We start from the raw sequence: 25,027 nt of genomic DNA, 5'->3' as shown, positions 1-25,027 counted from the left end.
CGACCTTGACCTTTCGGACGATCGGGATGCGGCTCTCGCATCCTCCCGCCCCCGTGCAGACTCCGCACGCGCGCTCGACTCATCGGTCCCCCACCGTCCGCAGTAGGCTCAGCGGGGGCTGGTGATCGAACAGGAGGCCGGGATGTCGGTGCCGCGAGGGCGCAGGAGCAGTACGTTCACCCGGCTGCTGCGGCACGGATTCACCGACCCGTCCGCCGCCGAGCGGCTGCTCGACGCCGACGCGCTGTCCGCCGTACGGTCCGACCCGCTGCTGCTCGACGCGCTCGGCGCCACCGCCGACCCCGACCTGGCGCTCCTCGGACTCGTCCGACTGGCCGAGGCGCAGGAGCGGGACTCCGGCGAGACCGGCCGGCGCGAGCTGCTCGACACCCTCATCACCGCCAAGCCGCTGCGCGACCGCCTCCTCGGCGTCCTCGGCGCCTCCGAGGCCCTCGCCGACCACCTCGCCCGCCACCCCGGCGACTGGCAGGCCCTCGTCACGTACGAACCGCGCGATCTGCACCCGGGCGTCGAGGAGTTCGAGCGCGGCCTCGCCGAGGTCGACGACCCCGTGTCACTGCGCGTCGCCTACCGCCGCTGCCTGCTGTCCATCGCCGCCCGCGACGTGTGCGGCACCACCGACATCGCGCAGACCGCCGCCGAACTCGCCGACCTCGCCACCGCGACCCTGCGCGCCGCCCTCGCCCTGGCCCGCACCGCCGCGCCCGGCGACGCCGCCCAGTGCCGGCTCGCCGTCATCGCCATGGGCAAGTGCGGCGGCCACGAGCTCAACTACGTCTCCGACGTCGACGTCATCTTCGTCGGCGAGGCCGCCGAGGGCGCCGACGAGGGCAAGGCGCTCCAGGCCGCGACCCGGCTCGCCTCGCACATGATGCGGATCTGCTCCGAGACCACCGTCGAGGGCACCATCTGGCCCGTCGACGCCAACCTCCGCCCCGAGGGCCGCAACGGCCCGCTCGTGCGCACCCTCGCCTCCCACCTCGCCTACTACGAACGCTGGGCCAAGACCTGGGAGTTCCAGGCGCTGCTCAAGGCACGCGCCGTCGCGGGCGACCCCGAGCTCGGCGAGGCGTACGTCAAGGCCGTCTCCCCGCTCGTCTGGCAGGCCGCCGAGCGCGACAACTTCGTGCCCGACGTGCAGAAGATGCGCCGCCGCGTCATCGAGAACATCCCGGCGGGCGAGGTCGAGCGCGAGCTCAAACTCGGCCCCGGCGGCCTGCGCGACGTCGAATTCGCCGTCCAGCTCCTCCAGTTGGTGCACGGCCGCTCCGACGCCTCGCTGCGCAGCGGCACCACCCTGGACGCGCTCGACGCCCTCGCCGACGGCGGCTACGTGGGCCGCGTCGACGCCGTCCAGCTCGACGACGCCTACCGCTTCCTGCGCACCCTCGAACACCGCATCCAGCTCTACCGGCTGCGCCGCACCCACCTCGTCCCCGAGGACGACGCCGACCTGCGCCGCATCGGCCGCTCCATGGGCATGCGCACCGAGCCGATCACCGAGCTCAACCGCGCCTGGAAGCGGCACACCTCCTCCGTGCGCCGCCTGCACGAGAAGCTGTTCTACCGGCCGCTGCTCGACGCCGTCGCCCAACTCGCGCCCGGCGAGACGCGGTTGAGCACCGAGGCCGCGCGCGAACGGCTCGTCGCGCTCGGCTACGCGGACCCGAGCGCCGCCCTGCGCCACCTGGAGGCCCTCGCCTCCGGCGTCTCCCGCAAGGCCGCCATCCAGCGCACCCTGCTGCCCGTCCTGCTCGGCTGGTTCGCCGACTCCGCCGACCCCGACGCGGGTCTGCTCAACTTCCGCAAGGTCTCCGACGCGCTCGGCAAGACCCCCTGGTACCTGCGCCTCCTGCGGGACGAGGGCGCCGCCGCCGAGAACCTGGCCCGCGTCCTGTCCGCCGGCCGGCTCGCCCCCGACCTGCTGATGCGCGCCCCCGAGGCGGTCGCCCTGCTCGGCGATCCGCACGGCCTCGACCAGCGCGGACGCGCCCAGCTCGAACAGGAGGTGCTCGCCGCGGTCGGCCGCGCCGACGGCGCCGAGCAGGCGGTCGGCGCCGCGCGCGGGGTGCGCAGACGGGAACTGTTCCGCACCACCGCGGCCGACATCATCGCCTCGTACGGCACCGAGGACCAGCCCGTCGTCGCCGACCAGGGCGCGCTCGTGGACCGGGTCGGCTCCGCCGTCTCCGACCTGACGGCGGCGACCCTCGCCGGGACGCTGCGGGCCGTCGTCCGCGCCGGCTGGGGCGACACCCTGCCCACCCGCTTCGCCGTCATCGCCATGGGCCGCTTCGGCGGACACGAGCTCGGCTACGGATCCGACGCCGACGTCCTGTTCGTGCACGAGCCCCGCGAAGGCGTCGACGACCACGAAGCGGCCCAGGCCGCCAACAAGGTCGTCGCCGAGATGCGCCGGCTGCTCGCCCTGCCCACCGCCGACCCGCCGCTGCTCATCGACGCGGACCTGCGCCCCGAGGGCAAGTCGGGCCCGCTCGTGCGCACCCTCAAGTCCTACGAGGCGTACTACCGGCGCTGGTCGCTGGTCTGGGAGGCCCAGGCCCTGCTGCGGGCCGAACCGGTCGCCGGGGACGCCGAGTTGGGCCGCTCCTTCCTCGACCTCGTCGACCCGCTGCGCTACCCGGCCGAGGGCCTCGGCGACGACGCCGTCCGCGAGATCCGGCGGCTCAAGGCCCGCATGGAGTCCGAGCGGCTGCCGCGCGGCGCGGATCCGACGCTGCACACCAAGCTCGGGCGCGGCGGACTGTCCGACGTGGAGTGGACCGTGCAGCTGATGCAGCTTCAGCACGGGTGGGCCGAGCCGGGGTTGCGCACGACCCGCACGCGGGAGGCGCTCGGCGCGGCGTGCGCGGCCGGCCTCATCCCGGGCGAGGAGGCGGAGGTGCTCGACGAGGCGTGGGTGCTGGCCACGCGGGTGCGGAACGCGGTGATGCTGGTGCGGGGGCGGGCCGGGGACACGTTCCCGTCCGACGGGCGGGAGCTCGGGGCCGTCGGCCGGTACCTGGGGTACGACCCCGGGCACGTCGGAGACATGCTGGACGACTACCGGCGGATCACCCGGCGGGCCCGGGCGGTGGTGGAGGAGCGGTTCTACGGGGCGTAAGCCTCCGGCGGTTCGGCGGGGGGCGCCTGATCGTCTGCCTGGTTGGTCGTTCGTGGGCGGCTGCGGCCTGGTGGGGGCTGGTCGCGCAGTTCCCCGCGCCCCTGAAGGCATGCGCTGCGCGCAGCCTTCAGGGGCGTTCCAGCATCGTGCGGCAATGTTCGATGAATGCCGTCAGGGCCAGTTCGAACGAAGCGTCCGCTCGGGATTCCGGGAGGGCGGCCAGGGCCTGTTGCAGGAGGGGGGTCTCCACCTCGTCCGGTAGTTCCCACATCGCCTCCGGGGCGGCCAGGTCCAGGGCCGAGCCCAGCACCGTGTTCTCCAGGGCGATGATCAGCGGCATCACGTCCCGCAGCGCGAACCCGGCGTCGAGCAGCACCCGCACCGCCAGCTCGTACTGCTCCAGGACGCGCGGCGCCCGCACCGGGTTCGTCGTCAGGAGCGGGATCGCCCGGGGGTGCGCGGCGAACGCCGCGCGGTAGGTGCGGGCCCAGCCCGCCACCGCCTCGTCCCAGGGCAGCCCCGAGGTGAGCGGCGCCGGGTCGATCGCCCCCGCGACCCGCTCGCGCAGCAGCTCCACGATGCCGTCCCGCCCGTCCACGTGGTGGTAGACGGAACCCGTCTGCACCCCCAGCGCCCGCGCGATCCCCGGCACGCTGAACTCGCCCGTCTCGTCGACGAGCCGGAGCGCCGTCGTGGTGATGCGCTCCCGGTCCAGGAGTCGCTTGCTCGGCCGTCCCATCCGCCCTGCTCTCCGCTCTCTTCCGTCCCCGTGCGGGCCCCTCCGGAAAAACAGGTCTTCCCGTAGGCCCGACGGGGAGGTTACATTGCGGAAACCGAAAGCCTTTAGATTTACGCCCCGCCGTCACCCGGCACGGCCTTCCGCCGCTCCTGTCTGCCGTCCGAAGGGCCCCTCCCCGCATGTCCGTGACCTCCCCGAAGACCGCTCCGCCGAGCGCCGCCCCGGCCGGCCTGCGCACCGGCAGCCTCGGCACCTCCGACATCGCCTTCTTCGTCGTCTCCGCCGCCGCCCCGCTCACCGTCATGGCCGGAGTCGCGCCCATCGCCATCGCCCTCGGCGGCATCGGAGCCCCGGCCGGCTACCTCCTCGCGGGCCTCACGCTCGCCGTCTTCGCCGTCGGCTTCACCGCGATGAGCCGGCACGTGAAGGGCGGCGGTGCCTTCTACTCGTACATCACCCAGGGCCTCGGCCGGCCCGCCGGAATCGGCGCCGCCCTGCTCGCCATGGTCGGCTACAACGGCATGGAGATCGGCGTCTACGGGCTCCTCGGCAGCGCCACCCGGGACACCGTGCACGCCCTGTTCGGCGCCGACATCCCCTGGCTGCCGGTGTCCCTCGCCGGGCTCGCGCTCATCTGGTACGGCGGCTTCCGCTCCATCGACTTCGGGGCGAAACTCCTCGGCGTGCTGCTCGTCGCCGAGACCGGCATCCTCGTCCTGCTCGCCGGGGGAGTGCTCCTCAAGGGCGGCGCGCACGGACTGTCCGCCGCGTCCTTCGCCCCCGGCAACGTCCTCGTACCCGGCACGGCCGCCGTCCTGGCCTTCGCGTTCGCCGCGTTCACCGGCTTCGAGTCGACCGTCATCTACCGCCGCGAGGCCCGCGACCCCGACCGCACGGTGCCGCGCGCCACCTACATCGCCGTCGCCTTCCTCGGCCTCTTCTACGCCTTCACCGTGTGGATCGCCGTCCAGGCCTTCGGCGACGCGGACGTCGTCAAGGCCGCCGGATCGGACCCCGCGAACCTCTTCTTCACCGCCATCACCACCTTCGTCGGCGGCTGGGCGGCCGACCTGATGCACGTCCTCATCGTCACCAGCGTCATCGCCTCCCTCCTCGCCTTCCACAACGCCATCAACCGCTATGGTCTGGCCCTGGCCGACGAGGGCGTCCTGCCGCGCTCCTTCGCCCGCGTCCACCCCAGGCACCGTTCGCCGTACGTCGCGGGGCTCGCCCAGAGCGCGCTCGGCGCGGTCGTCGTCCTCGCGTTCTGGGCGGCCGGAGCGGACCCGTACAACCAGCTGCTGCTCTGGGTGAACACGCCCGGCATGCTCGGCCTCATGGCCCTCCAGCTCCTCGCGGCGCTCGCGGTCCCCTTCTTCTTCCGCCGGATCTCCCACACGGAAGGGCGGGCCCGCACGGTCTGGGCCCCGGCCGTGGCGACGGTCCTGCTCGGCGCGGCGATCGTCCTGGTGATCGGCCACATCGACCTCTTCACCGGAGCGTCCCCCCTCGCCAACGGGATCATGGTCGCGGTCGCCCCCGCCGTCTTCCTCCTCGGCTTCCCCCTGGCCCACCGCCTGAAGCGCACGCGCCCCGAGGTCTACGAGGCCTTCGGCAGCAAGTAGAGCCGCGCCCACCCGAACAAGAACGGACCCGCACCATGCCCCAGGCCGACCTCCTGCTCACCGACACGAACATCCGCACCCTCGACCCGCACCGGCCGGAGGCCACCGCCCTGGCCATCAAGGACGGCCACATCGCGGCACTGGGTGACACGGACACCCTGACCCGCGACTGGACCGGCCCGGGGACCGAGCGGCTGAGCCTCGCCGGAGCCACCGTGACCCCGGGATTCGTGGACTCCCACAGCCACCCGGTGTGGGGTCTGCAGATGTCCGCCGGCGCCGACCTCACCGGCGTCCAGGACCTCGACGCCCTCCGTGCCGCGCTGCGCTCGGCGCCCCGGATCGACGGCTGGGTCATCGGCTGGGGCCTGGACCACAACGCCTTCGGCGGCCGCCCCGTCCACCACGACCTCATCGAGGACGTTCTCGACGGCGCCCCCGCCTTCCTGCGCCTCTACGACGGCCACTCCGCGCTGGCGAGCACCGCCGCGCTGGCCGCCGCGCAGGTGACCGGCCCGCGGGAGTTCGCCCAGCGCGCCGAGATCGTGTGCGACGCCGAGGGCCGCCCGACCGGGCACCTGATCGAGCACGCCGCGATGGACGTCGTCGACGCGGTCGTGCCCCGGCTCTCGTACGACAAGCGCCGCGCGGGCCTCGTCGACCTCCTCAAGGGCATGGCCGCCACCGGACTGACCGGCGCCCACGTCATGGACGGCGCCGACCTCGAGCTCCTCGCCGCCGTCGAGCAGGACACCGATCTGCCGCTGCGGCTCACCGTCGCGCCCTGGTGCATGCCCGGCGTCGACCAGGACGGCCTCGACGAACTGATCGCCCTCCAGCGGCGCCGCGGCCGGGACTGGCGGGTCGGCGCGGTCAAGTTCTTCATGGACGGCACCGTCGAGGGCGGCACCGCGTGGCTGGAGCAGGCCGACTGCCACGGCCGCGGCACGGACGCGTTCTGGCCCGACCCGCAGGCGTACAGCGCCGCCGTACGGACCCTGCACGCGGCCGGCGTCCGCACCGCCACGCACGCCATCGGCGACGCCGCCGTACGGCACGCCCTCGACACCATCGAGGCGCTCGGCGCGAGCGGCCGCGACGCGCACCGCATCGAGCACATCGAGACCGTGCCCGACGACACGCTGCCGCGGTTCGCCGCGCTCGGCGTCGCCGCGTCGATGCAGCCGCCGCACACCGCGTACACGAAGGGCGACCACAGCGACGAGTGGTCCAAGCGGCTCGGCGCGGAGCGGGCCGGGCGGGCCTGGCGCACGCGGGATCTGCGGGACGCGGGGGCGGTCCTCGCGCTCGGGTCCGACTGGCCGATCGCGCACTTCGACGCGCGGCGGGTACTCGCCATGGCTCGGGTGCCGGAAGGTGCGGCGGGGGCCGGGCAGGGGTTGTCGGGGCTCGAGGCGCTGGAGGGGGTCACCTCGCATGCGGCGATCGCCTCCGGCGAGGCGCATCTCGGGGGGCGGATCGAGGTGGGGCTGCGCGCGGATCTGACGGTGCTCGGGCTTGACCCTGTTCTGGCGCCGGCGGATGAGCTGGCGCAGGCGCCGGTCGTTCTGACCACGGTCGGTGGCCGGGTCACCCACCGCGGCGAGTAACCCCTCGAAGGGGGTGGTTCCGGCTGTCACGGGTCTGCGGCCCCGGTGGGGGCTGGTCGCGCAGTTCCCCGCGCCCCTGGAAGGCATGCGGCTTCGCCGCGCCTTCCCCAGATGGAAGGCGCCCCGCACCTGTATCGGGGAAATGCGACCCGAAGGGTCTGCATTTCAGGGGCGCGGGGAACTGCGCGACCAGCCACGACGAGAGCCGCAGCCGCGATCAGACCTTCACCGGCAGGACGGGGGCGGATCCCGTCGCCACAGCGCGCGGCAAGGCGTACGGCAGGGCCCCGTACCAGACCCACGCCACCGCGTAGCCGAACGCCAGACACGCCATGCCCCCCACCGCGTCCAGCCAGAAGTGGTTCGCCGTGGCCACGATGACGACCAGCGTTATCACCGGGTACAGAAGACCCAGCACACGCACCCACGGCACCGACGCCAGCGCGAAGATCGTGAGCCCGCACCACAGCGACCAGCCGATATGCATGGACGGCATCGCCGCGTACTGGTTCGACATGGTCTTGAGGTTGCCGGAGGCCATGGAGCCCCAGGTCTCGTGCACGGCGACCGTGTCGATGAAGTGCCCGCCGGGCATCAGACGCGGCGGCGCCAGCGGATAGAAGTAGTAGCCGACCAGCGCGACCGCGGTGGTGGCGAAGAGGACGAGCCGCGTCGCCGCGTACCGTCCCGGATGGCGACGGAACAGCCATACGAGGACACCGAGCGTGATGACGAAGTGGAGCGTCGCGTAGTAGTAGTTCATGCCGACGACGAGCCAAGTGACGGCGTTCACCGCATGGTTGACGCTCTGCTCGAAGGCGATGCCGAGATGGTGCTCGGCCTGCCAGATCCAGTCCGCGTTCCGCAGGGCCTGGGACCTCTGCTCCGGTACCGCGTTGCGCACCAGAGAGTACGTCCAGTAACTCACCGCGATCAGAAGGATCTCGAACCACAGACGCGGGCGGCGCGGGGCGCGCAGACGACGCAGCCGGCCAGAGCCCTTCTCCCCGGCGCGATCGTCCGCGATGGGTGAGTTGGTGGGCCCTTGTCGGCCTTCCACAGTCGTCACGGTCTTTTCACCCATAGACGCAGAGTCTGCCAGATTCCACCCCCCTGTCCGATCATCCCTCGGGCGGGTCCGGAACGCACCCCCTACTTCTCAGGAACGAGCCGGACCCCCAAGGGCCGAGGCGGTGGAGCCCCTGACCACCAGCTCGGGCATGAAGACGAACTCGCTGTGCGGGGCCGGTGTCCCGGCGACTTCTTCGAGCAGCGTGTTGACGGCGGCCTGACCCATCGCATGCACGGGCTTGCGGATCGTGGTCAGCGGCGGGTCCGTGAACGCGATGAGCGGCGAGTCGTCGAAGCCGACCACCGACACGTCCCGCGGTACGTCGAGGCCGCGCTGCCGCACCGCCCGTACGGCACCCAGTGCCATCATGTCGCTGGCGCAGACGAGCGCCGTGCAGCCGCGGTCGAGCAACGCGGAGGCCGCCGCCTGACCGCCCTCGAGCCTGTACAGGGAGTGCTCGACGAAGTCCCGCTCGACGTCCTCCGGCGCCAGCCCGAGCCGCTCGCGCATCGCCCGGACGAACCCCTCGGTCTTGCGCTGCACCGGCACGAACCGCTTCGGGCCCAGGGCCAGGCCGATCCGGGTGTGGCCGAGCGAGACCAGGTGCGTCACGGCGAGCGACGCCGCGGCCCGGTCGTCGGGGGAGATGAACGGCGCCGCGACGGACGGGGAGAAGCCGTCGACGAGCACGAAGGGGACGCCCTGGCCGCGCAGTCGCTCGTAGCGCCGGGTGTCCGCCGTCGTGTCGGCGTGCAGTCCGGACACGTAGATGATGCCGCTGACCCCACGGTCCACGAGCATCTCGGTCAGCTCGTCCTCGGTGGAGCCGCCCGGGGTCTGCGTTGCCAGTACGGGGGTGAACCCCTGCCGGGTCAGGGCCTGCACCACGACCTGGGCGAGTGCCGGGAAGATGGGGTTCTCCAGCTCCGGGGTGATCAGGCCGACCAGGCCCGCGCTGCGCTGTTTGAGCCGCACGGGGCGTTCGTATCCGAGGACGTCGAGGGCGGCGAGTACGGATTGGCGGGTGGCCGCGGCGACGCCCGGTCTGCCGTTGAGTACGCGGCTGACCGTCGCTTCACTGACCCCCGCCTGTGCCGCTATGTCGGCCAATCGCGCTGTCACGGGCCGACTTTATCGCCCGGTGTGCCGTTCGTCTGTGGGCCGGTCACGCCCCACCGAGCCGCCTGATGCCACGGTCGCGACCTCCCGCCCGGTGGGGGCGGGCCGCGCAGTTCCCCGCGCCCCTGAGGTGCATGCCCTTCGGGCGCACCTCATCGATGAAAGGCTCAGCGGCGAAGCCGCAAGCCTTTCAGGGGCGCGGGGAACTGCGCGACCAGCCCCCACCGGCCCGCAGCCGCACACGTACCCCTCGTAGGCTGTGCCGCGACCTGCCCCAGAACAACACGCACCCGGAGCCGAGAACATGCCGCTGATCACCGTCGACCATTCCGCCTCCCTCGACGACCGGCTGGCCCGGGCGGAGCTCACCGCCGCGGTCCACCAGGCCTGCGTCGACACCGTCGCCGCCCGGATCCCGGCCTGCAAGACGACGTTCCGGCAGGCCGCGCTGACGATCGTCGGCGACGGGGCCGAGCCGGCGCCGGTGCTGCACGTCGAGATCGCGCTGCTCGCGGGCCGCACCGAAGAGGCCAAGGCGGCGCTCGCCGAGACCGTGCTCGGGCTGCTGCCCGCGCACATCAAGGACCCGGCCGGTGTCCACCTGTCGACCGAGGTGCGGGACCTGGAGCCGACGTACCGCTCCGCGATCGCCTAGGGGTTTCTTGTCGCCCCCCAGCGGCTACGCGGGGGCCAGCAGTGCGAGCCGTTCGACCAGGTCCGTGAAGGGCCCGTCGGCCGGCTCGGCGGCGAGGATGCGGCGCAGCAGCGCCGCCATCTCCTCGTCGTAGGCGGCGCTCACGGCGGCCAGCGCCGCGAAGTCGTGCACCAGTTGCCGCTGGAGCTCCTCGCGCGGGATGCGGCGCCCGTCCAGCCAGATCAGCGCCGTCGACTCGGCGAGCGAGACCCACGAGCGGACCACGAGATCCAGGCGCGGGGTCGGCCGGGTCACCTTCAGATGCGCCAGGATCTGGACGTACGCGGCCTGCCGGACGGAGTCGATCAGCGCGTTCGTCGTAGACGAGCCCACGGCCGGGCCGCCGCGCATCAGCGCCGAGAAACCCGGCCCGTGCTCGTCCACGAAGTCGAAGAAGCGGCTCATCACACGCAGCAGCCGCGCCCCGAGCGGCCCGTCCTGCGGCTCCTCGAAACGCTCCGCGAGATCCTGCGCGGCCCGCTGCAACGCGGCCTCGTACAGGCTGAGTTTGCCCGGGAAGTAGTGGTAGACGAGCGGCCGCGAGATGCCCGCGGCGGCCGCTATCTCGTCGATGGAGACCTCGTCGGGGGAGCGGTTGCTGAACAGGTCGAGGGCGACCTCGATCAACTGCCGCCGCCGCTCCTCGACTCCCAATCTGCGCCGCACCCCGGTAGTCATACCGAACACTCTACCGAGCGGATCACGCCGTGGAGATCACTCGGGGATCACACGGAGATCACACGCCTCAGAGATCGAGGACGAGGCGTTCGCCGCGGCAGCGGGAGACACAGATCAGCATCGCGTCGTCGCGCTCCGCGTCCGTGAGCAGCTCGTCGCGGTGGTCGATCTCGCCCTCCACCACCCGTTGTTGGCAGGTCCCGCAGAAACCCTGCTCGCACGAGTAGGCCAGACCCGGCACCTCGGGGCGCAGTGCCGCGAGCACCGTGGTGTCCGCCGCCACCTGCACGACCTTGCCGCTGCGCCGCAGCTCGACCTCGAACGGCCCGTTCCCGTCGGCCGAATTGCGCGGGGCGAAGCGTTCGAGGTGGAGTTCGCGGCCCTCGGGCAGCAGGTCCTCGACCGCCGCCATCAGACCCTCGGGGCCGCAGCAGTACACGGCGGTGCCCGGCGCGGTGGCCCCGAGCGCGGCCGCGAGGTCGGGCCGCCCGTCCTCGTCCTCGGCGACGACGGTGACCCGCCCCCGCTGCCCGTCGAGCTTGAGCAGGTCCTCCAGGAACGGCATGGAGGCCCGGGTCCGGCCCGCGTAGAGCAGCCGCCACTCGGTGCCGCGGGCCTCGACGGCGCGCAGCATCGGCAGGATCGGCGTGATGCCGATGCCGCCCGCGACGAAGAGGTGGGCGGGGGCCTCGGTGTCCAGCGGGAAGCGGTTGCGCGGGCCGCGGATCTCGATCTCGGCGCCCGCGGCGAGCTGCTCGTGCACCTCGCGCGAGCCGCCCCGCCCGCCCTCCTCGGCCGGGATCAGCCGGGTCGCGACGGTGTACGAGGAGGTGTCCTCGGGGTCGCCGCACAGCGAGTACTGGCGGACCAGTCCGGACGGCAGGATCAGGTCGAGGTGGGCGCCGGGCTGCCACGCTGGCAGGTCCCGGCCTTCCAGGCGGACCTGGACGACGCCGTCGGCCACCCGCTCGTGCCCGGCGACGAGCAGCCGCAGGGCGCGGGCGCGCGGACGCCCGGAGGTCGGCTCCTCCAGGGCCGGCAGCGGCCACAGCGGGGAGTCCTTGATGCGGCGGCGCAGGGCGCGCCGCACGACGAGCGCGGCGCCGGCGACGAGGACGGCCTTGCGCAGGGTGCGGGCCTTCATCGGGCGGCTCCTTCGCGGGCCTCGGCGGCGCGGGCGGCGGGCGAGGACGCGAGGTAGGCGACGGCCTGGTCGGTGTCGCCCTCCTGCTCGGGGTGGTAGTCGCGGCTCAGATAGCGCGGTATGGACCGCAGCATGTCGGGCGTCGAGGGCAGCACGCCCTTCTTGCCGCCGAGGTAGAAGTCCTTGAACGAGGCCTTGCCGTCCAGGAGCGTCGGGTCGTTCTCCATGAAGAAGCGCGCGCCGCGCTGCCACATGAACATCAGGGCGGCGAACGCGGTGGCCCAGGTGCGGGCCCGGCGCCGGTAGCTGCCGTCGAGGTGCATGAACAGCTCGAAGGCCACCGAGCGGTGCTCGACCTCCTCGGCGCCGTGCCAGCGCAGCAGATCCAGCATCGTCGGGTCGGCGCCGCGCCGGTCCAGCTCGTCGGCGTTCAGCACCCAGTTGCCGAGGAACGCGGTGTAGTGCTCGATCGCCGCGATCAGTGCGACCCGCTCCATCAGCCACCACTGGCGGGCCTTGCCCGGGGGCAGGGTCCGGTCGGCGAGCAGCTTCTCGAAGAACCAGTCCACCTGCGCGGTGTACGGCGTCGGGTCCAGGCCCAGGTCGCGCAGGTGCGGCAGCACCTCGTCGTGGGCCTGCGCGTGCATGGCCTCCTGGCCGATGAAGCCGATGACGTCCTCGCGCAGCCGGTCGTCACGGATGAAGGGCAGCACCTGCTTGTACACGTGCACGAACCACCGTTCACCCGCGGGCAGCAGGAGATGCAGCACATTGATGGTGTGCGTGGTGAACGGGTCGTTCGGCAGCCAGTGCAGGGGCGTCTTGTCCCAGGCGAAGGACACCTGGCGTGCCTTCAGCGTGACGCGCTTATTAGACATGACGTCAATGTACTGAGCGGTAGAGCGCCTGGACAGCCCCCGGAACCGACTTTCTTTACGTGATCGTCAGCAAGGTGTCACACAGGAGCCGAGGGCCGGTCGCGGATCAGCCCAGCGGGTCGATCCGCGCCCCCTCCCGCGTCCGCCCCGACAGGCTCGCCTTCGTGCCCCGCGACACCCGCACCGCCAGCGTCGGCCCGCTCCCCGTCGTACCCGCCGCCGTCACCGAGCCCACCCCCGGACTGCCCGCCGCGACCAGGTACCAGGTGCCGGCCCGCGACTTCCAGCGCACCCCGGCCAGCACCCGCGGATCCCGGCCGCCGCACGCCGGAGCGTTCTGCGAGCGGGCCGCCACCACCGCCCCGGCCACCCCCGGCGCCCGGAACAGGGCCAGCGTGCGCGGGCCGCCGCCGCGCCAGGTCTCGGCCCGGGTGCACACCCAGCGGGCCTCGCCGCCCGCCTCGGGCAGCGGCTGACGCGCGTACGCCCATGTGTTGACGGCGCGGACCCCGTGCGAGCGGGCCGCGGCGAGCGAGCAGGCCGTCGCCGACCAGTCGCCGGGCCGGGACTCGCGGGGCGCGTCCGGGCGCCCCGCCGTCAGATGCGCGGGCACCAGCTCGCCGAGGTCGGTGGCGAGCCGGGTGCCGTCGGCGTCGGTGAGCGCCAGCGCGTTCCACCCCGTGCAGGACGCCGACACGGCCGGGCTCGGGAACGGGGCCGTGACCCCGTCCTTCGTCCGGGACAGGCGGCGCGGCGCCGCGTCCGGCGCCAGCAGGTCGCGCACGGCCGCGCCGGTCACCCAGGGGGCCGTCAGATAGCGGACGTTGCCGTCGGTGCGGTCGACGATCACCGCGCCGGACTCCGGGCCCGCCGCCCCGTCCACCCGCGCGAAGTCGAGCGCGGCGCCGCTCGTCCCGTGCTCCGGCTCCGCGTACCGCACCAGACGCAGCCCGTCGTGGAACAGCACGACCCGCGCCCCGTCCACCGACCCCGCGTACAGCAACTGCGGCGGACCGGGCGGCGCGCCCGCCGGGGTGCCGGGCGTCGCCGACACCTGGACCGTGCCGCCCGGCCGCGCCCACACCGCGAGCGCCCGGCGCAGCAGCTCCCGGTCCCCGGTCAGCGACCCGCGCGCCGGCCACACCGAGAAGTCCGTCCGCGCAGAGCCCCGCCACGCCGTCGCCGCGACCCGCGTCAGCTTCCCCGGGTCGAGCGCCGCCTGCGCTGCCGGATTGCGCGCGTACGAGGGCGCCGCCGCGCCCTCGGGACCCCAGCTGTCGCCCGGGAGCCCGAGCAGCGCGCCGCACACCAGGACCGCCGCGAGCCCCGCGACCACCGCCTTCACGTGCTGACGCCGCCGCATCAGGTCCGGCGGCCGCGCGTGCAGCGAGCACGGGTCGAACTCGGGGGACGCGAGCAGCGCCGCCGCGCCCGCGCCGTCCTCCGCGCGCAGCCCGCCGGCCTCGGCGAGCGCGCCCGTCACCTCCTCCTCGTCGCAGCCCGCCGCCGCGAGCACGGACCGCACGGCCGCGTCGTCGAGCCGCTCCAGTCCGTGCAGCACGTACGCGGCCCGGGCCGCGCCCGCCAGCGCCGACAGCCGCTGGTCCAGGGCCAGTTCGTCGGCGCCGCCCGACTTCGGGAACAGTCGCAGGCCCCACACCTGCGGCAGCAGCGGCGGCAGTTGGGCCCGGCGCGGCCACGCCGCCCGCAGCAGCGGCCGCCCCGCGTCCAGTGCCGCCCGCAGCACCCGCGCCCGCACGTACGCGTACGCGGGATCGGCGGCGCGCCGGGCACCGCCACGCTGCGCCGGGATCGCCGGGGGCGCCGTCCCCGTACGGCCCCGCGGCAGGGCGCGCTGCGTCACCGCGTGGGCCGTGAGCACCCGGCGGTTGCGGCCGAGCGTCGGCGGCAGCACCAGATACGCGAGCCGCACGAGCCGCGGATAGTGCTCGACGAGGCAGGCCTCGGCCTGCTCGACATCGACGACGGAGGCCGCGCCCGGGGGCGGAGCCGGGGACTGCACCTTGGACTGCGACGTCTGCGACTGCACGTTCAGCAGAACGAGTGACTCGTGCGATGGTCACAGTTTCCCCGGCATTCTTCGGCGTGCCCCGGTGTTCCTCGGCGTGATCTACGTCAAGTTCCAGCCGCTGAACTCCACTGTGCCGCGCGTCCCGTTGCCCCCGTTCGTCGCGCTCATGAACAGGCCCACGTCCTGTGCCGCCCCGGCGCCCGGCACCGGCACCGTCGCCACCGTCCGCCAGGTCGCCCCGCCGTCCGTCGAGCACGCCCCGGTGTACGAGTCGCCCGACCGGGACAGCCGCAGCAGCACCGGCGCCTTGATCCCGGTGATCCGCTTGTACGTGTCCAGCGTCCCGTCGCCGTTGGAGTCGTAGGAGAGCACGACGCCGTTGGACGGCGTCACCGACAGGTTCAGGAAGCCCAGAGCGCCGGGCGTGGCGAGCGAGTTGCGCACGACGATCCCGGACCGCGCCCAGCCGCCCGTCACCGCCTGCGCGTCCACCCGCAGCTCGGCCGCCGAGCCGTCCGTGAACTCCGACGCCCGGTACGCCGTCCCGAACTCCGCCGTGCCCTTCCAGAAGTCCGCGCCACCGCCGTCGATCGCGAACCGGTCGCCCAACTGGCCGAACAAAGCGGCGTTGTTGGAGTACGTCCGCCAGTCCGCCTCCAGCGGGCCCGCCTCGAACAGCGTGCCGCGGTGCACGTACGTCACCCGGTCCTCGCCCAGCGGCCCGTACTCCACGTCGATCGTGTAGGGCAGCGGGCGCAGCGGCCGGTCCAGCGGGGTGCCCGGCGCGCTCGCCCGCCACGCCACCGTGCCCTCGCCCGCCGGCTCGACCCGCTCCAGGGACGGGGCGCCCTCCGGTTCGGCGTCGAGGCCGGCCAGGGTGAAGTCGACGCGGTCCGTCGCCCGCAGCCCGTTGACGTTGCGGAACGTGGCCGCCACGCGCGCGTGCCCGCCCGGCGGGAACGCGCCGGGGTCCGCCGACACCTTCAGCGTCCCCTGGTAGGGGGCCCGCGCCAGCACGTCCCGCACCCGGTCGGCCGTCTTGTACGCATCGCCGTACGGCCGCAGCGGATAGTCCTTGCGCTCCCGCGTCCACGGCTCCTCGAACGCGAACCAGTCGACCGCCGCCGGGGCCTCGCCGCTCGCCAGCGCGTCCTGGAGCGAATCCAGCCACTTCTGCCAGCGCGGCAGATAGAAGTCGGCGGTCAGGCCCTGCCATTCACGGTTCGCGTACTCGTGCAGATGCCCCGGGTCGGAGGTGGCCCGGTCGCCCCACACCGTGATCAGCACCTTCGCGCACCGCTCGAACTCGGCCCGCTCCGCCTCGCTCGTCGCCATCGTGCGCGCGTCCTGGATCCACGGGCCCAGCAGGAACGCCGGATCGGTGCCCGTCACATCGTCCGAGAGCCGCATCAGCTTCAGCCACAGGGTCGACAGCGCCTTGAACGTGGCCGCATCCTTCGCCCCGTACGCCGCCCTCAGCTGCGGCAGCAACTGTCGGCTGCGGTGCGCGAGCGCCTGCCGGGCCACGTCCACCAGGTCGTAGCGGTAGGCGGCGCTGCCCCGCAGACTCCCCGCCACGCCCAGGAGCCCGGCGAGCGCGGCGTCGAAGCGGGCCGGATCGTAGGAGAGGGCGTTCGGCGCGTAGTAGGCGGCACTGTCCGCCGCCAGGTCCGGGCGCGCCGCGAACAGCGAGTCGTGCGGGTCGGACCGCTCGCGCGCGGTGTGCCGGTACGCCGTCTCCTGCAGCGCCCGCCACGCGGCGCGGGCGTCCTTGTCGTCCTTCCCGTACCGGAAGTCCGCGTACCCGTCGAACCAGGCCGGAAGGTCCAACGGGCCCTCGGCCCACGCCAGTTCGGACCACAGCTCGAACGCGGCCGGATCGCGGTCCGTGCCCTCCGGCATGTACGCCGTGCCCGTGAGCGCGCTGCCCGGCTTGTCGCGCCAGGCGAAGAACTTCTCGTTCCAGATGTGCGCGCGGGCCCCGATCGTCGTCCGCCCGCCGAAGTTGGGGATCGTGCCGAACGTGTACGGGGTGCCGCCCCAGTCCTCCTCCCGGTCCGTCACCGACGTGAACCGGTCCGAGACCCCGTCGACGATCAGCATCCGCCGCTTGTCCACGGCGTCCAGGAGCGAGGGGAGCGGATTCGCCTCCCAGCCGAGGATCACCCAGACGGCCCCCGGCCGGTTCTTCTGCAACGCCCGCTCGACGCCCCGCGCCGCGTCCCCGACCGGCACGTCACCGGCCGTGCCGCCCTCGTGCAGCAGGTCCATCTTGAACGCGTCGACCGTGCCGAACACGTCCCGCTGGTGCCCGTAGAAGGACCCGGCGACCCGCGCGAACGCGTCCGTGCGCGGATCCAGCCAGTCCGGGCGCTCGAAGCCGTGCCACACGCCCTGCGGCACCACGTGCGCGTCGCCGCCGTTCCGCTCGACGAACCCCTTCGGCACGTGCCCGTAGTAGCCCGGCAGGACCGGCCGCATCCCCAGTTCGCGCAGCCGGTCCGCGATCCTGCGGCCCAGCGCGGCGCGCTCCGCGATCAGCTCCGGCGAGAGCGGGCCGCCGTACCCGGAGAGGTTCTGCAGCAGCCACCACGGCTGGTGCGAGGGCGCCGGCAGCCAGGCCCGCGCCTCCGCGTCGCTGTACCCGAAGTCCTTGAGGAGCCGGTGGTAGACGGCCTCCATGCCCGCGACGACCAGCACCTCGTTGCAGCCGTGCAGCGCCAGGACGTCGATCATCCGCTCCCAGTACGCCCACCCGGCGAACGGCGCGGTGTACCCGTCGTTCGTGTCGTTCAGCGCGAACCGGTGGGGGAGCGCCGTCGACCGCTCCAACGGCCCGTCCGGCGCGGGCAGCCGGTCCGGCAGGTCCAGCTGGTCGCCGTTCCACGCGATGTGCGCCCCGCACGTGTACTTCAGATACCAGTGGACCCCGGCCAGCAGTACGGCCGGGGTCGTCCCCTCCACCTCGATACGGCCCGTCTCCCCGAAGACCCGGAAGCGGTCGCCGTCGCCCTGACCGGGCGTCAGTCTCAGCCGGAACTGGTCCGCGTGATGCGGCAGCCGACGGTTGAGCGCGGAGCGCGCCGCGTCCGTATCAAGCGCCGGAGCGGCGTGTGCGGGCGCCGGTACGGCCAGACCTCCCAGGGCCGTGCCGAGCCCGATGGCACCCGCCGTGCCGAGAACCGTGCGTCGCGTCGGTGCGGACATGCGTGGAAACCCCCTGCTTCGCGGATGGTGCGGCGCACGTTAACCGGCGGCACGCGGGTGCTCAACGGTGCGCGCGGAGTCGGCGGGAACGTGTCGCAGCCGCGGGAGTCACGGAACAGGAGTGCGGGATGGGGTTCAGGACAGGGCTCGGGTCCGGGAAGCGGCTGGTGGGGATCGCGGTCGCCGGGGCGCTCGCCGTCGCCGGATGCACGGCGGGGGAGCGGGACCGGCCGCCGGCCCCCCGCACGGCCACCGGCACCCTCGAACAGCTCGCCCGCCGCGCCGGCTGCACCCCCGAGGTGCAGACCGATGCGGCGGACCTGCGTCAGGCCAACTGCGGTACCGGAAAGGCCCGTTACGTCCTCGCCACCTTCGCCACCGACCGCGGCCGCGCCGAGTGGCTGGACGCCGCCGACGACTACGGCGGCACCTATCTCGTCGGCCGCCGCTGGGTCGCGGCCGGCCCCGAGCGGGTGGTGACCGCGCTGCGGGACCGGCTCGGCGGGACCGTGGAGCGCTCCTCCGCGCACCACGGCCACCATTGACACGGCGTCACCGGCGATGCTGCGTCACCGGCAGCGGTCACCCCGGTTGATGCAGGCGGCCACCCGCCGCATCAGCCGCTCGTCGAACACGTTGATGAAGTCGCCGTGGTCCGTCACCGGCTTGTGCAGCTGCTCGGGGAACGAGTCGACCGCGAAGCCGGGCCCCGGCGGCACGTCGTACACGATCCGCTGCACGAGCTGCGGGATCGCCTTGAACCCCTCGGGGCACGCGCCGGTGCGCGGGTCCTCGAACGCCACGTGCGTACGGTGATTGGCGCTGTCCGCGTTCACGCCGTCCCAGCAGCTCTGGAAGCGGAAGCTGCGCACTACCTGCGAACCGTCGGGGCAGATCGGGTACTTGTCCTTCAGCTGCCGGTCCTCGAAGCCCGTGCAGCTCCACGAGGCGTTGGCGTTCGCGTCGCCGTTGGTGAAGGCCTTCGCGTCGCCGGTGATGATCCGCAGGAAGCGCGGCATCGGCACGACCTTGGAGACCGGATTCCCGTCGAACTTCAGCGTCACCGACGCGGGCGTCTGGATCTCGCCCACGTTCTGGTCCTTGCCGCCGCCGTCCGCGCCCACGTCGTTCTCGTCCTCGCCGTTCTGCAGCCGCAGCACCGGCCAGTAGTACGTCGACCGGTCGCCCTGGTTGCGGCAGCTGGTGTCGCCGGCCGCGAGGTCGTCGTCGCTCGAGAACGCGTCGGTGGCCTGGTTGCCGACGTAGTCGTGCATGTGGTGGGCGCCGTTGCTCACCCCGGGCGCGACGATCACGTTGTCCGGGTTGAACTTGCCGTTCTCGTTGCGGCCGCACTTGGTGGTGAAGCTGCCGCGGGAGGCGCCGCGGCGGTTGCGCGGGGTCTGCACGTTCGGCTGCACGGACTCGATCGCGACGAAGTCGCTCGCGTCGGGCCCGTTGCCCGTGCTCCCGTCGTTGTCGTCACCGGGCTGATCGGGCTGATCCGGCCGGCTCGGCTGGTCCGACGCCCGCCCCGTGCACGCGGCCATCGCGTCCAGCCCGTCCGGCGGCTGTCCGCCCTCCCGCCGGATGTCCTCGGCGATCCGGCCGAGCACGGCGGTGCGCTGATCCTTGAGCGGGCCCAGAATGCTGTTGTCCACGAACTGCGGGTCCCGCGCCGCCGCGTCCTGGTTGTCCGCGAGCCGCTGATAGGCCTCGGTGATCTGCCGGTCGAGCGCGGCGAGTTCACCGTCGACCTCGCCACGTGCCGCCTCCGGCACGTCCGGCAGCGCGGTGCCGACGTCCGGACAGTCGATCGTGGCCACCACCTGGCCCACCTGCTCCGTCTCCTGCGGGTCCTCTTCGTGGGCCGACGCGTACACGTTGACCGCGGCCAGCCCACCCCCGCCCAGGAGCAGCGCGGCCGACGCGACGGTCATGCGCGTCGCCAGCGAAGAGCGCCTTTTCCTTGAGGTCCTTGAGGTGCGTCCCATGGGACTACGTACGCGAGAAGGGGCCCCTGCGTTCAACCAGCCTTGTGCCCAAGGCCGTTCAGCGACTGTCGAGGTACCGCAGCACGGCCAGCACCCGCCGGTTGTCGTCGTCGGACACGGGCAGGCCGAGCTTGAGGAAGATGTTCGAGGTGTGCTTGGCGATGGCCCGCTCGGTGACCACGAGCTGCCCCGCGATCGCCGCGTTCGACCGGCCCTGCGCCATCAGCTCCAGGACCTCCAGCTCGCGCGGGGTCAGTCCGCCGAGCGGCTCCTCCACGGCCCGCCGCGCCAGGAGCTGCTGGATCACCGTCGGGTCCATCGCCGTGCCGCCCGCCGCCACCCGGCGCACCGCGTCGACGAACTGCTCCGCGTCGAACACCCGGTCCTTCAGCAGATAGCCGACCCCGCCGTTCCCGTCCGCAAGCAGCTCACGCGCGTACAGCTGCTCCACATGCTGCGACAGCACCAGGACCGGCAGGCCGGGCCGCGCCCGGCGCGCCGCGAGCGCGCACTGCAGGCCCTCGTCCGTGTGCGAGGGCGGCAGCCGTACGTCGACGACGGCGACGTCGGGCTCCAACTCGGCCAGGGCCTTGGTGAGTTCGGGCCCGCTCTCGACGGCGGCCGCGATCTCGAAGCCGAACGCCTCCAGCATCCGCACCAGGCCGTCCCGCAGCAGGAACAGGTCTTCGGCTAGGACAACACGCAAGGGATCTCCATGGTCACCATGGTCGGACCGCCCGCGGGGGAGCTGACGGCGAGGACACCGTCGAATGTACCGAGCCGGCGCTCGATCCCGGCCAGTCCGCCGCCCTCCGCCACCGCCGCACCGCCCTTGCCGTCGTCGGTGACCGCGATCCGCAGCCGGCCGTCCTCGTGCCGGATGTCGACCCAGACCCGGTCCGCGCCCGCGTGCTTGACCACGTTCGCCAGCGCCTCGCTGACCGCGAAGTACGCCGCCGATTCCACGGGCGCGTCCGCCCGCCCGGCCGTCTCGACCCCGACCTCCGTGGTCACCGGGAGGCGCAGCGCGAGGGCCCGTACGGCGTCCCCGAGTCCGCGCTCGGCGAGCACCGGCGGGTGGATGCCGCGCACCAGGTCACGCAGTTCGGTGAGCGCGTCGGCGGAGGACCGGCGGGCCCGCGCCACCATCTCCTTCGCCTTCTCGGGATCCTTCTCGATGAGCGCCTCGATCGTGCCGAGGTCCATGCCCATCGCGACGAGCCGGGCCTGCGCCCCGTCGTGCAGATCCCGCTCGATGCGCCGCAGCTCGGCCGCCGACGTGTCCACCGCGTCCTTGCGGGTGTCGGTCAACACCCTCACGCGCTCGGCGAGTTCACCGTCGGCAGGCGTGAGCACCGCCCGGGCCAGCTGGAAGTGCGCCTTGAGCAGCGTCGGAGCCACGAAGAGCGCGACACCGAGGAACACCGTGGCGAGGAGCGCGGCGAGCAGTGCGGTGCCCTGCCCGGAGATCGGCACGAACGCGTACCACCAGCCGATGTGCGTGCCGTCGGTGAAGACCCGCCACAGCCCGGCCGCGAGCGCGTACCCCTCGACGGGATAGAGGACGAGCGCGGCGGGGAGCAGCGCCGTCACGAATCCGGCGGTCATGTCGACGGGCAGCCAGCGCAGGTCCCGCCAGGTCGCCGGGTCCGCGAGCAGCAGCCGGCAGCGCGTGAGCCGACCGAGGACCCCGCCGGGCAGATCGGCCGGAAGGGGCCGGTACGCCGCCGGGATCAGCACACCGCACCACTCGGCGGCGACCGCCCGCCGCCAGTTCGCCCAGTGCCGTACGAGGTCCAGGATCCAGGGGGTGGTCAGCGCGCCGACGCCGAGCACGACGAAGGCCAGCGACAGGACGGTCAGGACGAACAGGGTGACCGACCCGGCGAACCCGACCACGGCCAGGACGAACGCCCGCAGTCCCGCCACCACGGCGCTCCGCGCCCTCGTACCCATCCCGCTGCTCCGTCCACCGGCCCGACCGTTCCCCCACAGTGTCGCGGGCGCGGCGCCGCCGCGTCAGTGGGAACGGCACCCGGCCCGGGGTGTCGCTGGGTACACCCCGGGCCGGTCCGTGCGGATCAGCGGCCGGCGGGCGGCGCGTACTTGTAGCCGACGCGGCGCACCGTCTGGATCGTCCGGCGGTGCTCGGCGCCCAGCTTGCGGCGCAGCCGGGCCACGTGGACGTCCACGGTGCGGCCGTCGCCGACGTGCCCGTAGCCCCACACGGTGGTGACGAGCTGGTCGCGGGTGTGCACCCGGTGCGGATGCGCGACGAGGTGGGCGAGCAGCTCGAACTCCAGGTAGGTCAGATCGAGCGGGCGCCCGTCGACGGCGGCGGTGCGCTCCCCGCCGTCGATGGTGATGAGCGTGTCACCGGAGGCAGCGGTCGGCGGCGCGGGCTGCTCGGCCGGGGGCGCGGTCAGCAGCGTCTGCTGATCGGCCGGGACGAGCACCAGGTAGCCGATCATCGGCGGGCGGCCGGGCAGCGCGGGCAGCGTGTGCGGCGGGGCCGGCAGCAGGGTGGCGCCCGGCGGCAGGAACGCGGAGACGTCGAGCTGCGGGACGGGCGGGGCGACCTCGTCCCGGTCGACGGCGCGCAGCCGGTGCCGGGCGGGGGAGTGGGCAACAGAGAGCGGGTGGGCGTGTGCCATGGAAGGTCAACTCTTTCGCGCGAGAGGCCGTCTGGGAGAGGACGTACGTCATGCGCGCGGACCGAAGGCCGTGCGACCCGTGCGGGACGGGGAACGGCGTTAGAGGGCCTGCGCGTTCGTCGCGCGGCAACACACACGGTCGAAGTCGTGGTGCTGGCGGGAAGGCCAGAACGGCTCAAGGTCGTGACGACCTTGCGCGCGGGTGTTCTGGAAGTCGGCCATGCCCTTATTGAAGCAGATGGAGTACGGGAACAAGAGGGCGCCCGCAGACGAAGCGGGCGCCCAGGTGCTGCTCATGGCCGGAATCAGACCTGGCCGGCCTTCTCCAGGGCGGCGCAGCAGGTGTCGACGAGGAGCCGGGTCACGACGTACGGGTCGACGTTGGCGTTCGGGCGGCGGTCCTCGATGTAGCCCTTGCCGTCCCGCTCGACCTGCCACGGGATGCGCACGGAGGCACCGCGGTTCGAGACGCCGTACGAGTACTCGTTCCACGGGGCGGTCTCGTGCAGGCCGGTCAGACGGTCGTCGATGCCGGCGCCGTAGTGCTTGACGTGGTCCATCGGCTTGGAGCCCTCGCCGAGGGACTCGCAGGCGGTGATGATCGCGTCGTAGCCCTCGCGCATCGCCTTGGTGGAGAAGTTGGTGTGCGCGCCCGCGCCGTTCCAGTCACCCTTGACCGGCTTCGGGTCGAGGGTCGCGGAGACCTTGAAGTCCTCGGCGGTGCGGTACAGCAGCCAACGGGCCACCCACAGCTGGTCGGAGACCTCCAGCGGGGCGAGCGGGCCGACCTGGAACTCCCACTGGCCGGGCATGACCTCGGCGTTGATGCCGGAGATGCCGAGACCGGCCTTCAGGCAGTTCTCGAGGTGGGCCTCGACGACGTCACGGCCGTGGATCTCGTCGGTGCCGACACCGCAGTAGTAGCCGCCCTGCGCGGCCGGGAAGCCGCCGACGGGGAAGCCGAGCGGGCGGTCGCCCTCGAAGAAGGTGTACTCCTGCTCGATGCCGAAGATCGGCTCCTGGGCGCCGAAGCGCTCCTCGATCTCGGCGAGCGCGGCACGCGTGTTGGAGGCGTGCGGCGTCATGTCGATGTTCAGGACCTCGCACATGACGAGGACGTCGTCGCCGCCGCGTATCGGGTCCGGGTACACGGCGACCGGCTTGAGCACGAGGTCGGAGGCGTGGCCCTCGGCCTGGTTCGTCGACGAACCGTCGAAGCCCCACAGCGGCAGCGAGTCCAGGCCGCCCGGCGTACCGGCCATGACCTTCGTCTTGGAACGAAGCTTCGCCGTCGGCTCGGTGCCGTCGATCCAGATGTACTCAGCCTTGAACGTCACGGGGCCACTTCCTCGAGGAGCAGGTCGCTTGCTGCTGCGCAGCCTGTCAACAGGCGATTTCCCGTCCGTTGCCCGTTTGTGAACCCCGTGTTACCGACCCCGTGTCTCCCGCTCGCCTCCCACTGGCTCCCGGGTGCCTCCCGCGCGCCTACTTCTCGCGGCTGAGGGCGTCCCGTACGGCCTCCTCGCTGCGGGCCACGACCGCGGTGCCGTCCTCGGCGGTGATGATCGGGCGCTGGATGAGCTTGGGGTGCGCGGAGAGGGCCTCGATCCAGCGGTCCCGGCTGCCGGCCTCCTTCGGCCAGTCCTTGAGCCCGAGCTCCTTGGCGTCGGCCTCCCCGGTGCGGGTGATGTCCCACGGCTCCAGACCGAGCCGGTCCAGTACGGCGCGGATCTCGTCGGGGCCGGGGACGTCCTCCAGGTAGCGGCGGACGGTGTAGTCGGCGCCCTCCGCGTCGAGCAGGGTGAGCGCGCTGCGGCACTTCGAGCAGGCCGGGTTGATCCAGATCTCCATGGCTCCAGCCTAGCTTCGAATCGGTCCTCAAATGCCGTCTGGCCAGCGGCTATTGTCAGTGGTCGGCAGTAGAATAGAAGCAGTGTTCGAGAGCTTCGGGGGCTCTCGACTCCGCGACAGGAGGATGCCTGTGACCGCCACTGCCGCACCGCTGTTCGATCTGCCGTACGCACCGCTCGCCAAGAGGCCGCTCCCCGCGGGGCGGCCTCGTGACTGGTACATCACCCACAACCGCCGCCTCAAGGCCATGCGTCTGGCGATCGCCCTGCTGGACTCGGGCATCTACCTTCCGCAGAACGCCCACAACCGGAGGATCCGGGCGACGGCCGAGCTCATCGGGATCCGGCCTCCGTCCGACACGACCTGTCACATGGTCCGCACGCTGATGCGCTACGCCCGCTGATCCGTGCCTCCTGAACCGGCGCCGAGTTCCGACTCGGCGCCGGTTCTTTGTATTCGGGTGCGGCTCCGGTGGGGGCTGGTCGCGCAGTTCCCCGCGCCCCTGAAATGCAGACCCTTCGGGTCGCATTTCCCCGATGAGAAGCGCCCCTGAGATGGCGCACGAAGTGCGCATCTCAGGGGCGCGGG

The 25,027-nt window shown here is 72.9% G+C and carries 21 protein-coding genes; 6 read left to right on the top strand and 15 right to left on the bottom strand.

Features of this window, described 5'->3' with window-relative positions; genetic code table 11:
* Positions 1 to 142 precede the first annotated feature (142 nt).
* Positions 143 to 3,145 (top strand): bifunctional [glutamine synthetase] adenylyltransferase/[glutamine synthetase]-adenylyl-L-tyrosine phosphorylase, encoded by a 3,003-nt coding sequence (locus tag ACIBTU_RS17040; RefSeq protein ID WP_399126987.1) that lies wholly within the window; start codon positions 143 to 145, stop codon positions 3,143 to 3,145.
* Between the two features lie 127 nt (positions 3,146 to 3,272).
* Here the strand turns inward: ACIBTU_RS17040 and ACIBTU_RS17035 are convergent, their stop codons facing one another.
* On the bottom strand, positions 3,273 to 3,884 hold the full coding sequence (locus ACIBTU_RS17035) for a TetR/AcrR family transcriptional regulator C-terminal domain-containing protein (protein WP_399126985.1): 612 nt from the start codon (positions 3,882 to 3,884) through the stop codon (positions 3,273 to 3,275).
* A 179-nt stretch (positions 3,885 to 4,063) separates the two neighbouring features.
* Between ACIBTU_RS17035 and ACIBTU_RS17030 the strand changes: the two genes are divergently transcribed.
* A complete protein-coding gene (locus tag ACIBTU_RS17030; protein ID WP_399126983.1) occupies positions 4,064 to 5,509 on the top strand; it encodes an APC family permease in 1,446 nt (481 codons plus the stop codon).
* A 35-nt stretch (positions 5,510 to 5,544) separates the two neighbouring features.
* Positions 5,545 to 7,119: an amidohydrolase gene (locus tag ACIBTU_RS17025; protein WP_399126982.1), complete on the top strand. Its 1,575-nt coding sequence runs from the start codon at positions 5,545 to 5,547 to the stop codon at positions 7,117 to 7,119.
* A gap of 217 nt (positions 7,120 to 7,336) precedes the next feature.
* Here ACIBTU_RS17025 and ACIBTU_RS17020 read toward each other — a convergent pair whose 3' ends face one another.
* Together ACIBTU_RS17020 and ACIBTU_RS17015 are read right to left on the bottom strand one after the other, a co-directional pair.
* Positions 7,337 to 8,203 (bottom strand): phosphatase PAP2 family protein, encoded by an 867-nt coding sequence (locus ACIBTU_RS17020; protein WP_399126980.1) that lies wholly within the window; start codon positions 8,201 to 8,203, stop codon positions 7,337 to 7,339.
* A 75-nt stretch (positions 8,204 to 8,278) separates the two neighbouring features.
* A complete protein-coding gene (locus tag ACIBTU_RS17015; protein ID WP_399126979.1) occupies positions 8,279 to 9,313 on the bottom strand; it encodes a LacI family DNA-binding transcriptional regulator in 1,035 nt (344 codons plus the stop codon).
* 301 nt (positions 9,314 to 9,614) lie between these two features.
* Here ACIBTU_RS17015 and ACIBTU_RS17010 point away from each other — a divergent pair, with 301 nt between their 5' ends.
* On the top strand, positions 9,615 to 9,965 hold the full coding sequence (locus ACIBTU_RS17010; RefSeq protein WP_399126978.1) for a 5-carboxymethyl-2-hydroxymuconate Delta-isomerase: 351 nt from the start codon (positions 9,615 to 9,617) through the stop codon (positions 9,963 to 9,965).
* A 24-nt stretch (positions 9,966 to 9,989) separates the two neighbouring features.
* Here the strand turns inward: ACIBTU_RS17010 and ACIBTU_RS17005 are convergent, their stop codons facing one another.
* The 5 genes from ACIBTU_RS17005 to ACIBTU_RS16985 form a co-directional block, all read right to left on the bottom strand.
* The gene (locus ACIBTU_RS17005; RefSeq protein ID WP_399126976.1) at positions 9,990 to 10,682 is read right to left on the bottom strand and encodes a TetR/AcrR family transcriptional regulator; all 693 of its coding nucleotides are present in this window, start codon (positions 10,680 to 10,682) and stop codon (positions 9,990 to 9,992) included.
* Between the two features lie 67 nt (positions 10,683 to 10,749).
* Positions 10,750 to 11,826, bottom strand: coding sequence for a PDR/VanB family oxidoreductase (locus ACIBTU_RS17000; protein ID WP_399126974.1), 1,077 nt, complete (start codon positions 11,824 to 11,826; stop codon positions 10,750 to 10,752).
* Positions 11,823 to 12,704, bottom strand: coding sequence for a metal-dependent hydrolase (locus ACIBTU_RS16995; RefSeq protein WP_399126972.1), 882 nt, complete (start codon positions 12,702 to 12,704; stop codon positions 11,823 to 11,825). Before ACIBTU_RS16995 ends, ACIBTU_RS17000 begins: the two co-directional genes overlap by 4 nt.
* Before the next feature lie 106 nt (positions 12,705 to 12,810).
* Positions 12,811 to 14,763, bottom strand: a complete 1,953-nt coding sequence (locus ACIBTU_RS16990) for a hypothetical protein (protein WP_399127023.1) — start codon at positions 14,761 to 14,763, stop codon at positions 12,811 to 12,813.
* 72 nt (positions 14,764 to 14,835) lie between these two features.
* A complete protein-coding gene (locus ACIBTU_RS16985) occupies positions 14,836 to 17,943 on the bottom strand; it encodes an alpha-N-acetylglucosaminidase (RefSeq protein WP_399126970.1) in 3,108 nt (1,035 codons plus the stop codon).
* 128 nt (positions 17,944 to 18,071) lie between these two features.
* Here ACIBTU_RS16985 and ACIBTU_RS16980 point away from each other — a divergent pair, with 128 nt between their 5' ends.
* Positions 18,072 to 18,488: a hypothetical protein gene (locus tag ACIBTU_RS16980; protein WP_399126969.1), complete on the top strand. Its 417-nt coding sequence runs from the start codon at positions 18,072 to 18,074 to the stop codon at positions 18,486 to 18,488.
* A gap of 24 nt (positions 18,489 to 18,512) precedes the next feature.
* Here the strand turns inward: ACIBTU_RS16980 and ACIBTU_RS16975 are convergent, their stop codons facing one another.
* The 7 genes from ACIBTU_RS16975 to ACIBTU_RS16945 all read right to left on the bottom strand — a co-directional run bounded on the left by ACIBTU_RS16975 (position 18,513) and on the right by ACIBTU_RS16945 (position 24,439).
* Positions 18,513 to 19,880 carry a DUF1996 domain-containing protein gene (locus tag ACIBTU_RS16975; protein ID WP_399126968.1) on the bottom strand — a complete coding sequence of 456 codons (1,368 nt, stop codon included), beginning with the start codon at positions 19,878 to 19,880 and terminating at the stop codon, positions 18,513 to 18,515.
* A 112-nt stretch (positions 19,881 to 19,992) separates the two neighbouring features.
* Positions 19,993 to 20,640: a LuxR C-terminal-related transcriptional regulator gene (locus ACIBTU_RS16970; RefSeq protein WP_399126966.1), complete on the bottom strand. Its 648-nt coding sequence runs from the start codon at positions 20,638 to 20,640 to the stop codon at positions 19,993 to 19,995.
* On the bottom strand, positions 20,625 to 21,890 hold the full coding sequence (locus ACIBTU_RS16965) for a sensor histidine kinase (RefSeq protein ID WP_399126965.1): 1,266 nt from the start codon (positions 21,888 to 21,890) through the stop codon (positions 20,625 to 20,627). Before ACIBTU_RS16965 ends, ACIBTU_RS16970 begins: the two co-directional genes overlap by 16 nt.
* A gap of 125 nt (positions 21,891 to 22,015) precedes the next feature.
* Positions 22,016 to 22,588, bottom strand: coding sequence for a winged helix-turn-helix domain-containing protein (locus ACIBTU_RS16960; RefSeq protein ID WP_399126964.1), 573 nt, complete (start codon positions 22,586 to 22,588; stop codon positions 22,016 to 22,018).
* A 99-nt stretch (positions 22,589 to 22,687) separates the two neighbouring features.
* On the bottom strand, positions 22,688 to 22,885 hold the full coding sequence (locus tag ACIBTU_RS16955) for a hypothetical protein (RefSeq protein WP_384623766.1): 198 nt from the start codon (positions 22,883 to 22,885) through the stop codon (positions 22,688 to 22,690).
* 8 nt (positions 22,886 to 22,893) lie between these two features.
* A complete protein-coding gene (gene glnII, locus ACIBTU_RS16950) occupies positions 22,894 to 23,925 on the bottom strand; it encodes a glutamine synthetase (RefSeq protein ID WP_399126962.1) in 1,032 nt (343 codons plus the stop codon).
* Positions 23,926 to 24,073: 148 nt separating this feature from the next.
* Positions 24,074 to 24,439 carry an arsenate reductase family protein gene (locus ACIBTU_RS16945; protein WP_399126960.1) on the bottom strand — a complete coding sequence of 122 codons (366 nt, stop codon included), beginning with the start codon at positions 24,437 to 24,439 and terminating at the stop codon, positions 24,074 to 24,076.
* 124 nt (positions 24,440 to 24,563) lie between these two features.
* Between ACIBTU_RS16945 and ACIBTU_RS16940 the strand changes: the two genes are divergently transcribed.
* Positions 24,564 to 24,842 carry a hypothetical protein gene (locus ACIBTU_RS16940; protein WP_188339306.1) on the top strand — a complete coding sequence of 93 codons (279 nt, stop codon included), beginning with the start codon at positions 24,564 to 24,566 and terminating at the stop codon, positions 24,840 to 24,842.
* The last annotated feature ends 185 nt before the right edge of the window (positions 24,843 to 25,027 follow it).

This window comes from Streptomyces sp. NPDC050145 (assembly GCF_044460245.1).
Taxonomy (GTDB): domain Bacteria; phylum Actinomycetota; class Actinomycetes; order Streptomycetales; family Streptomycetaceae; genus Streptomyces.
This window is presented reverse-complemented; position numbering and strand designations above follow the sequence as displayed.